Consider the following 10,839-nt stretch of genomic DNA (forward strand, 5'->3'; position numbering starts at 1 on the left):
AGTCTGAAAAAACGTGAGGAGAAGTTAGGGAAGTTTCTTGGGGAGCTTCGGGGAATTTTAGGAGAGAAGAAGCTGATTTTTACAATTCGTACAGAGCGTCAGGGAGGCTTCTTCCCCTATGATAAATCTTATTTTCAACTGAATATGATGGCTATGGAAAGCGGCTATCCGGATTTTATCGATTTAGAAGTGGAGCTGGACAGTAAAGGTCGGCAGGCTTTTTTAGACTGCCACGCCATGATTTTGCAGCTGGGAGGAAAATGTATTGCCTCCTATCATGATTTTCAAAAGACACCCGGCCGGGGAGAATGTAGAGAGATTCTCAGCGCTCTGGCCTCCTATGGAACGGACACGGTGAAATTGGCCTGTATGCCAAGACAGGAATCGGATGTTTTGAATCTTATGCTGGCTTCTCGGGAATGGAAGGATAAGCATCCGGAAAGAAACTTAATCTGTATGTCTATGGGGGAAATGGGAAAGAGCTCCCGAGTGCTAGGTAGCCTTTCCGGCTCCAAACATAGCTTTGTGCAGGCCTTTTCCGCCTCCGCTCCCGGCCAGTTCGCTATAGAAGAATATATGAAGCTTTGGAGGAAAATGGAGGGAAGAAAAAACATTGCCCTGATAGGTTTTATGGGAAGCGGAAAAACAACCTTAGGGGAGATGCTTTCCCAAAAGCTTTCCCTTCCTTTGGTGGAGCTGGATAGAAGACTGGAAGAAAGCTTTTCCATGCGGATTTCCCAGTATTTTAAACAGTATGGGGAAGAACGTTTTCGGAGAGAGGAAACAAGACTTTTACGGGAAGTGCTGACGGAGGAAAATAAGCTTTCGCAAGACTTGCAGGATGATTTTCATAAAGCTTCTACGATAAGAGAAGAAGAGAAAATTCTCTATGAGGGCCGGGCGGAAATGATTTTATCTCCGGGAGGAGGAATTGTACTTCGGGAGGAAAATCGTAAGCTTTTACAGGAGCATTGCTTTACCGTTTACCTGCAGCTCTCTCCCAAGGCGGTACTGGAAAGACTGGAAAAGGAAGCGGAGAATCGACCGGTATTACAAAACAAGCTGGATCTTCATTCTATAGAAAAGATTATGGAAGAGCGGGAAAGTCGTTATCTGGCCTGTGCCGATGCGGTGCTTTCTGTGGAAGGGAAGACTGTGGAGCAGTGCATGGAGGAAGTGCTGAAGCTATTAAGGGAAGAAGGCCTTTTTTACTTTCCTGAATTCTGTCAAAAAACGAAGGAAATCTAAAGGAAGAAGAAAGAAAATAAAAGATTTTAATCTTCTAGGGAAATACTGGGATTTATAAAGGAAATATGCTATTCTTGCAAGGAATTATCATTTTCAACAAAAGGAGAGATTATGAAACGGAAAAATTTAGTTCTTGCTTTGGCGATTTTAAGCAGTTTGGCTCTTGCAGCTTGCGGCAATAGCGGAAAGACAGAAACCAAGGTTTCTGCAGAAACAGAAGTAACAACAGAGAAGGCTACAGAAAAGGCTGCGGAGAAAGCATCCGAGAAAGCAAGTGAAGCGGCGGGAGAGCAGAAGGCAAGCAATTTTTCCGTATCCGATAAGAGTTTGGAATTTACCACGGAGAATTTAGCTTTGGAGTCTGTGGACAGCTCTATCTTCGGGGAGAAGGATTTAACCGTTCTGAATGTATGGGGAACCTTCTGCGGACCTTGTATTCAAGAGATGCCGGAGCTTGGAGAGTGGCAGAGAAGTCTTCCGGACAATGTACAGATTATCGGCTTGGTGGCTGATGTGGCCGGAAAAGAGGATGCAGATCATATTGAGCTGGCAAATACCATCTTGGATAAGACCAATGCGCACTTTACCAATATTATCCCCAACAATGATTTTGCGGATTTACTCTCCGGTGTAGTCGGTGTTCCCACCACTTTCTTCATTAATAAAGAAGGAAAGATTGTAGGAAAGCCTATTGTGGGAGCGCAGGTACCAAAGTATAAGGCTTTTGTGGAGGAGTATTTGAAAACCCTGGCATCCTAGAGGAGAGCTTTTCGCAAAAAATATCAGCGAACTATTTGCAAAACTCTTTCGTGAATTTTTCGCAAATTTTCAGGGTCATTTTCATAGAAAAATTTTTCCTTTAGAAAGATTTTTTTCCTTTAGAAAGATTTTATTATTGACAAAGGGCTTTGTATTTAGTAATATGAACAGGTCGCAAAAAATGCGACAGGGGGTCTTAGCTCAGCTGGGAGAGCATCTGCCTTACAAGCAGAGGGTCACAGGTTCGAGCCCTGTAGGCCCCAGTATTCGGTCCGGTCTGCGTGTTATGCGCAGCCTGGGTCGGACATTTTTTTCTAAGGCGAGATAGCTCAGCTGGCTAGAGCACACGGTTCATACCCGTGGTGTCGAGGGTTCAAGTCCCCCTCTCGCTACGATAAATCGAAACGATTTCCGTAAAAGGGGCGTTTCGATTTTTTTGTTCTAAACAAGTAATTGCCTTATTCCGGAGAAAGGAAGAGCATGAAAGAACTTTGGCAGAAATTTCTTCGATTTTATCACAAATACAGCTATGCCAATGTCCTGTGGATCGGCATTATTTATCCCCTTTGGTTTAAGTCCATTGAGTCCAGAGTGACGGTGGCCACCGGCTACCACATCATGCATACGAAGATTGATGAAATGATTCCCTTCTGTGAGTATTTCATAGTGCCGTATTTTATGTGGTTTCTCTACATTTTGCTGGGAATACTGTACTTTCTTTTTACCAATAAGGAGGACTTTTATAAGGTTTGCCTATATCTTTTTATCGGGATGATTTTTAGTCTTTTGATTTGTGAAATCTATCCCAACGGAACGGATTTACGTCCGCCTTATATCAGTGATAAAAATATTTTCCAAGTCATGGTAGCCGGCTTGTATCGCGTGGACACCCCCACCAATGTCTTTCCCAGTATTCATGCCTACAATTCCATCTGCATGCATGTGGCGATTATGAAAAGTAAGGATATCCGGAAGCTGCCCTATGGCAAAGCGGTGGTATGGGGCTCCTTTCTTTTGTGTCTTTTGATTTGTATGGCAACCCTGGTATTAAAGCAACACTCTATTTTAGATGTGGGGGGGGCAATCCTTTTATCTTTTATTGCCTACGGCTTTGTGTACGGCTACCCCAGCTTTAGTTTATGGGAATATCTGGAGAAAAAATATCCTTGCCTTATGCAGGAAGAAAGATAGTATAGAAGAGGAGTTACAGATGGAAGGATTTCATTTTTGGAAAAATGCCATCGGACATTTTAAAACCATTACAAAGCATAAGATTTTGGTGATGCGCTACTGCTTTTCCATTGGGCTGTATAAGCAGGGGCTGCTCCATGACCTGTCCAAGTACAGCTGGACGGAATTTAGGGTGGGTATTCGTTTTTATAAGGGCTATAAAAGTCCCAACGGCGTAGAGCGGATTGAAACGGGAACCTCCACGGCATGGTTGCATCATAAGGGAAGAAACAAGCATCATTTTGAATATTGGTGTGACTATGATTTACAAGACCCCAATCGTATGATAGGCTGTCCTATGCCTTATCGTTATGTGGCGGAGATGTTTTGTGACAGAGTGGCCGCATCGAAGAATTATCAAGGGGAAAAATACAGGGATGACAGTGCTTACATTTACTATAAGCCGATGAAGGATTCTCCCTTGATTCATGAACGGACAAAAAAAGAACTGGAAGAATTGCTGTTGCTTTTAAAGGATAAAGGAGAGAAGGAATGCTTTGCCTTTCTTCGAAAAGAAGTAAAGAGGCGGAGAAGAGAAAAGGATTTTTTCTAAAAGAAAGGGGAGTGCAGTATGGCAATCGTTTACGACAAGGAAAAGGGGCTCATTAGTTTACATAGTAGAAACACCAGCTACCAGATGGGCATTGGTCCCTATGGGCATCTTTTGCATTATTATTACGGAAAAAGGGGAGAAGGGGATTTTTCCTACCTCTTCCAGTATAAGGATAGAGGATTTTCCGGTAATCCCTATGATGCAAATGCAGACAGAACCTACTCCATGGATACCTTGGCCCAGGAGTATTCTTCCTTTGGAAATGGAGATTATCGTATTCCGGCTTGTAGCATTTCCGGTTCTGACGGGGAGGGGATTTTGGACCTGCGGGTTGACCGGGTAGAGATTTTTTCGGGTAGATCCCATCCGGAGGGACTTCCTCATGCCAAGGCGGTGGAGGAATGTGAAACCCTTCGCATTTTCCTAAAAGAAGAAAGAAAGAGGGTAGAGGTGGAGCTGGATTACATTCTCTACCCGGATGAGGATGTGATTGCCAGAAATGCCAGAATCAAAAATATTTCCGAGGAGGCTCTTTTTGTGGAGCGTCTGGATTCCCTTTCCCTGGACTTTTCCTATGGAGATTATGATCTGATTCATTTTTCCGGAAGGTACGGGATGGAGCGTCTCTACCGTAGAGAGCCCTTGCAGCAGGGCGTAAAGCATATTGCGTCCATGAGAGGAAGCAGTAGCCATCAGGAAAATCCCTTTGGTATTTTAGCGGGAAGAAACACCACGGAGCATAGCGGAGATTGCTATGGCTTTGCCCTTTTATACAGCAGCTCCTTCCATCTGGATGTGGAGCGGGATTCCTACCGGGGAACCAGAGTTTCTCTGGGAATGCAAAATGACAATATGCATTACTTGTTGGAAGCGGGAGAAGAACTGCAAAGCCCGGAGGCTATCTTAAGCTTCGGGGATGGACTTAGCGCCTTAAGCAACCAGCTACAAAGCATGGTGAAGAAGTATATTGCGGCAACATCTCCTTTACCCTATTTTCCCATTTTGCTGAATTCCTGGGAAGCCTGCTACTTTAATTTTACCGGAGAAAAAATCATTGAGCTGGCAAGAGAAGGAAAAGCCCTGGGCATGAATCTGCTGGTGATGGATGACGGTTGGTTCGGAAAGAGAGATACGGATTTCTCCGGTCTGGGAGACTGGGTGACCAATGAAGAGAAGCTGGGAATGAGCCTGGAAAGCCTTGGACACAGACTGGAAGAAGAGGGTATGCATTTCGGCATTTGGATTGAGCCGGAAATGGTCAATGAAGACAGTGCTCTTTACCGTGCTCATCCGGACTATGCCTTGCAGATTCCCGGAGAGTCTCCCATTCGTTCTCGTTCTCAGCTGGTGCTGGATTTTTCCAGAAAGGAAGTGGTGGATGCAGTATTGGAAAGCCTGATTTCCTGCTTCCGTTCCGTTCCCCTTTCCTACATTAAAATGGATATGAACCGAAGCATTATGGACGTCTATTCCCATGGGGTGAATTTCCAGGGAAGAGGAAAGATTTTGCACCGCTATTGTCTGGGACTATACCGTTTTCTTTCCGGCTTAAAGGAGGCATTCCCCAACGTATTAATTGAGGGATGCTCCGGTGGAGGCGGCCGTTTCGACCTGGGAGCGCTCTATTACACGCCTCAGATTTGGCTTTCCGACAATACGGATGCTATTGAGAGATTGGAAATTCAATACGGTTCCTCCTTCCTTTATCCCATCCAATGTATGGGTGCCCATGTTTCGCAGGTGCCGAATCACCAGACCGGACGTGTGGTACCTATGAATACCAGAGCTATCGTGGCTATGAGCGGAAGCTTCGGCTATGAACTGGATCCCAAGGATTGCCAGGAAGAAGACAGGGCGGAAATCCATAAGCAGATTGCCGTTGTGGAGGAGCTGGAGTCCTTAATGAAGGAGGGAAGCTATTACCGCCTCAGCGGTTACGGAGAGACGGGAGGCTATACCCCACAGTCCGAGGACAGGGTATCCGGAAAACGCTTTACCGCCTGGTCCTTTGTGTCTCCTGATAAAAAGAAGGCCAGCCTTTCCGTGGTATGGCGGGATAAGAACTTTAATGGAGCCAATGAAATCCTTTATTGCAAAGGCTTAAAGAGAGAAGGAAAATACCGCCTACGCTTACTCTTACAGGGCGGTTCCTTCCAAGATGAAGCCTTTGTGGAAAGCCTCCTGGAGAGAACGTACAGCGGGTTTTCCTTGATGGAGGTTGGTCTTCCTCTTCCGGAAGGAAAAGGAGAGTACGACAGCTTCTTGCTTCTTATGGAAGAGATTTAGAAAAGAAAGTATTTTATTTTAGAAAAAACAATAAGTAAGAGAAGCAAATTTGAAAAGATTGCTTATGCAAGAGAGTTTGAAAAAGATGTAGACAGAAAGGTTTAAGAAAAATGTTGATTTCCACGAAGGGGCAGTATGCCCTACAGCTTATGATTGACCTGGCAGAACATAACGGGCAGGGCTATATTCCCCTGAAGGAAATTGCGGCAAGGCAGGATATCTCCGAAAAATATCTGGAGAGTATCGTTAAGGTGTTGGTAAAAAAGGAGCTTTTGCTGGCCTTAAGGGGGAAGGGGGGCGGCTATAAGCTGAAGAGGCCTGTAGCGGAATATTCTCTTTTGGAAATCCTTACCGCCTTGGAGGGCTCTCTTTCTCCCGTTTCCGATCTGGAAAAAAGAAGAGGAAGTCTTGGGGCTTGTAAAACCTATCCGGTATGGAAGGAACTGGATCGGATGATTCAGGAGTATTTTCAGGAAAAAACACTTTTGGAGTTGGCTACCCCGGATTTGGTCGGTAATGATTTTGTCATCTAAAGAGCTGTAAAAAAATAGTGGACATTGCAGCATAGACCTGAAATGGGGCACGCTCTCGCTAACTTCGCCACGTAGGGGTACTAAGCTTCAAGTATCGCTGTGCTCACTTTCAGCAAGTACCCACGGGCTCAGATTACCCCTTTTTCAGGTCTATACTGCTTTAGTCCCTCCACGGTATTTTTGTTTACATTGGTGAGAGATTGCCTCTGTTTCGGACCTATACAGCTTTGAAAAAGTAATGCATCTCTTTGATGGCTCTTTTTTATTACAAAATCCGGGGGTGCATATGGTATAGAAAATCCTAAAAATCATATAAATCTAATAATTCACATAAACATACTTGACTAGTATGTTTATGTGAATTATACTTTTGGGTAATAAGATACTTCAATATTTTATCTTATAAAAGAAAGCGCATTTTTGGAGAAGAAGTTTTACAAAGTAGGGAATGTACAGAGTGGCACATTTACAGAGAAGAAAAGGAGAATGGTATGGGAAAGATTTATCATGCAGCGGAAGAATTGATTGGACGTACTCCGATTTTGGAGCTTAGCCATATCGAGAAAAAGGATGGCTTGGAAGCAAAGCTTTTGGCAAAGCTGGAGTATTTTAACCCGGCAGGCTCTGTAAAGGATAGAATTGCCAAGGGGATGATTTTGGATGCAGAGGAAAGAGGTCTTTTAAAGCCCGGCTCTGTAATTATTGAGCCTACCTCCGGAAATACAGGAATCGGTTTATCCTTAGTGGCGGCAAGCCGAGGATACAGAATCATCATTGTAATGCCTGATACCATGAGTGTAGAGAGAAGAACTCTGATGAAGGCTTATGGCGCAGAGCTGGTGCTGACTGAGGGAGCAAAGGGCATGAAGGGAGCTATCGCCAAGGCAGAGGAGCTTGCGAAAGAAATTCCCAACAGCTTTATTCCCGGCCAGTTTGAAAACCAGGCAAATCCCAAGACGCATGAGAAAACCACAGGTCCGGAAATCTGGGAGGATACTGACGGCAAGGTGGATTATCTGATTTCCGGAATCGGAACAGGAGGAACCATTACCGGAATCGGCAGATATTTGAAGGCAAAGAACCCTGCCGTAAAGGTAATCGCGGTAGAGCCTGAGGATTCTGCAGTGCTTTCCGGAAAGGCTCCGGGACCGCATAAGATTCAGGGAATCGGAGCAGGTTTTGTTCCGGACACTTTAGACACGAAGATCTATGATGAAATCATTACCGTTTCCAATGCGGATGCTTTTGCAACAGGAAGACGTATCGGAAGAGAAGAAGGCGTCCTGACCGGAATTTCCTCCGGAGCAGCTGTACACGCGGCTATCCAGATTGCAAAGCGCCCTGAGGCAAAGGGAAAGAACATTGTTATCATTCTTCCGGATTCCGGAGATCGTTACCTTTCTTCACCACTTTTTGCCGACGAAGTCTAAAGGATAAAAGGAAGTAGGGATATAACAGGAAAAATACCGCTTCTTGCAATATAGCTCTAAATCGGGGCACGCTCTCGCTAACTTCACCTCGTAGCTGTACTAACATCAAGCTTCATTTCATTCGCTTTCTGTAAGTACAGACGGATTCAGATTACCCCTCTTTAGAGCTATATTGCAAGAAGCTATTCTTTGAACTGTATAGTTTCGACTTCCTTTTTTGTTGCAAAAAAGCTGTGGGATAGTAGAAGTTTCTGGCAGTGTAAGTTTAAGTTAGGTCAAGTGTTGTGGCTTTAATCTAGATCAAATGTTGTGACTTTAAGCCAGGGAAAGTATTGTGGCTTTAGCCTGCGACATTCGCTTGACAAAGCGGAAAGAGTGCATGAGAATATAGGAACTTTACAGTTTAAAGTAGAACGATATTTCCTAGGGGAAAATAGTGAGACCTAAAATAGTAAGACCTAAAATAGTGAGACCTAAAATAGTGAGACCTTTTGTAGGAAACTCTAAGAGAGAGTAAAAAAGAGTGTAAAAGCGTGGAAATGTGTAGGAGAGAGTAGAAAGGGAAAGGTGGCGTTATGGTTTTAGAAAGAATTAATAGCCCGGAGGATTTGAAGCGTTGTTCCATGGGAGACTTGAATACCCTGGCAGGAGAAATGCGGAATTTTCTGATTGAAAGAGCCAGTAAACACATGGGACATGTGGGACCGGACTTAGGTTTTGTGGAGGCGACTATTGCTCTGCACAGAGTTTTTGATACCCCGAAGGATAAGATTGTCTTTGATGTTTCTCATCAGACCTATCCCCACAAGATGCTGACAGGTAGAAAGAAGGCTTATATGGAGGAGGCTTTCTACGATGAGGTGGGACCCTATACCGATCCGAAGGAAAGCCCCTATGATTTGTTTTCCATCGGACACACCTCCACCTCCATTGACTTGGCTATAGGACTTGCCAAAGCCAGAGACTTGCTTTCCGGAACGGAAAAGGTGGTGGCAGTGATTGGAGACGGTTCTCTATCCGGCGGAATGGCTTTGGAAGGACTAAGCATTGCGGGGGAGCAGGAAAGTCAGCTTCTCATCATTTTAAATGATAACGAAATGTCTATTGCGGAAAATCACGGAGGCATGTATAAGGGTTTGAAACGCCTTAGAGAAAGCAATGGCCAGGCTGAGGATAATCTCTTTCGGGCTATGGGGCTGGAATATCTCTATGAGGATCAGGGAAATGATGTGGAGTCTCTGGTAAAAGCCTTGGAAAAGGCGAAGAGCTACGAAAAACCCGTGGTGCTTCACATTCATACCGCTAAAGGAAAGGGCCTGAAGTTTGCGGAGCAGGATAAGGAAAGCTGGCACTGGCATCTGCCCTTCCATTTAGAAACGGGAAAAACCAGGGAAGAATATGATTTTTCGGGAGAAGATATCGGAGAACTTACTGCTGAATTTTTACTGGCGAAAATGAAGAAGGATCCGGCAGTCTTGGCCATTACCGCAGGAGTGCCCGGCGGCATGGGATTTCATGCAAAGCAAAGGAAAGAGGCAGGAAAGCAGTTTGTGGATGTTGGAATTGCGGAGCAGACAGGAGTAACTCTTGCCTGTGGTGCGGCAAAGAATGGTGCAAAGCCGGTATTTTTCACTTCAGCCACCTTCCTGCAAAGAGCCTATGATCAGATTTCACACGATGCGGCTATTAATTCCCTTCCCATCACCATGGTGGTAAACAGCGCATCTATTCTGGGAATGCGGGATAAAACCCACCTGGGACTGTATCTTTTGGCTATGGCCAATTCCATCCCTGAGCTTTTAATCTTTGCTCCGGCCTTTAAAGGAGAATATTTCTCTTTACTGAATTGGGCATTGGAGCAGCAGGAGCATCCGGTTCTGATTTTTGCGCCGGAAGGGAATGTGCTGGAGGATGAAGCGGCGGTAAAGAAGAGCTTTTTCCCTATTTCCTATCAGGAAATCCAAAGAGGACAGAAGGTCGCCATCTTTGCCACAGGCTCCTTGTATGAAGAAGGAAGAGAAGGGGCGAAAAACCTTGAGAAAAAGACCGGTATCAAGCCCACTTTAATTAACCCCGGTATTCTATCTCATTTGGATAAAGCATATCTTGAAAATCTGGAAAAAGACCATGAGCTTGTGGTGGTCTTGGAGGACGGAATTTTGGCCGGAGGCTTTGCAGAGAAAATAGCTTCCTTCTATAGCCTAAAGCCCATGAAGGTACTAAGCTTAGGCCTGGATAAAGAATTCTATGACGAATATGATCTGGAAGCTTTAATGAAAGAGCGTCACATGGATAGAGAAACCATGGTGGAGAGGATTATGGAAGTATTGTAAATTCATATTGCTTCATAAAATATCAATAAAAAACCGGTGATTATAGACTAGAAATCCTAACAGAACTAAAAAAAGGAGCAGAAGATAATAGAGTGAATTAGACTCTAACAATCTTCTGCTCTTTTATACCACTAAAAAAGCTTGCATAACATTAAAAAGGGATGGTTTTCGAGCAGTATAGGTCTGAATATGGGGTAGTCTGAGCCCGTGGGTACTTGCGAAAAACGACTGTAAGGAAGTTTTTCGCTTAGTATCCCCTACGTGGCGAAGCTAGCGAGAGCGTGCCCCATTTATAGACCTATACTGCGTAGAAAACCTTTTTCCATGTTATACAAGCTTTTGGCTGTTTAAGATTATATAGGCATTCTTAGGACATTCAATTCCGAATCCGGATTAAACATCAGTACTTCCTTCCCATGTTCCTACTTCTCTGTGAGCAGACTTCTCATCGAACCAGTGTGTGGTTA

At 44.5% G+C, this 10,839-nt stretch carries 8 protein-coding genes and 2 tRNA genes; all 10 read left to right on the forward strand.

Annotated features, from left to right (window positions below):
- Window positions 1–1,248 (forward strand): type I 3-dehydroquinate dehydratase (locus tag ACO4PX_RS05165; RefSeq protein ID WP_485571822.1); only part of this gene is annotated, 1,248 nt, incomplete at its 5' end.
- Window positions 1,249–1,359: 111 nt separating this feature from the next.
- Complete coding sequence (locus ACO4PX_RS05170) at window positions 1,360–2,007, forward strand: TlpA family protein disulfide reductase (RefSeq protein ID WP_314999154.1); 648 nt, start codon at window positions 1,360–1,362, stop codon at window positions 2,005–2,007.
- A 190-nt stretch (window positions 2,008–2,197) separates the two neighbouring features.
- Window positions 2,198–2,270, forward strand: a tRNA-Val gene (locus ACO4PX_RS05175).
- Between the two features lie 55 nt (window positions 2,271–2,325).
- A tRNA-Met gene (locus tag ACO4PX_RS05180) sits at window positions 2,326–2,399 on the forward strand.
- Between the two features lie 88 nt (window positions 2,400–2,487).
- On the forward strand, window positions 2,488–3,198 hold the full coding sequence (locus ACO4PX_RS05185) for a phosphatase PAP2 family protein (protein ID WP_485571824.1): 711 nt from the start codon (window positions 2,488–2,490) through the stop codon (window positions 3,196–3,198).
- A 19-nt stretch (window positions 3,199–3,217) separates the two neighbouring features.
- The gene (locus ACO4PX_RS05190) at window positions 3,218–3,790 is read left to right on the forward strand and encodes a DUF5662 family protein (RefSeq protein WP_183683189.1); all 573 of its coding nucleotides are present in this window, start codon (window positions 3,218–3,220) and stop codon (window positions 3,788–3,790) included.
- Between the two features lie 18 nt (window positions 3,791–3,808).
- The gene (locus tag ACO4PX_RS05195; RefSeq protein ID WP_485571826.1) at window positions 3,809–6,076 is read left to right on the forward strand and encodes an alpha-galactosidase; all 2,268 of its coding nucleotides are present in this window, start codon (window positions 3,809–3,811) and stop codon (window positions 6,074–6,076) included.
- Window positions 6,077–6,186: 110 nt separating this feature from the next.
- A complete protein-coding gene (locus ACO4PX_RS05200) occupies window positions 6,187–6,609 on the forward strand; it encodes an RrF2 family transcriptional regulator (protein WP_314668535.1) in 423 nt (140 codons plus the stop codon).
- Between the two features lie 491 nt (window positions 6,610–7,100).
- Window positions 7,101–8,039 carry a cysteine synthase A gene (cysK, locus tag ACO4PX_RS05205; protein WP_304069828.1) on the forward strand — a complete coding sequence of 313 codons (939 nt, stop codon included), beginning with the start codon at window positions 7,101–7,103 and terminating at the stop codon, window positions 8,037–8,039.
- A 575-nt stretch (window positions 8,040–8,614) separates the two neighbouring features.
- Window positions 8,615–10,372: a 1-deoxy-D-xylulose-5-phosphate synthase gene (locus tag ACO4PX_RS05210; protein ID WP_485571828.1), complete on the forward strand. Its 1,758-nt coding sequence runs from the start codon at window positions 8,615–8,617 to the stop codon at window positions 10,370–10,372.
- Window positions 10,373–10,839 lie beyond the last annotated feature (467 nt).

This window comes from Oribacterium sp., assembly GCF_057249185.1.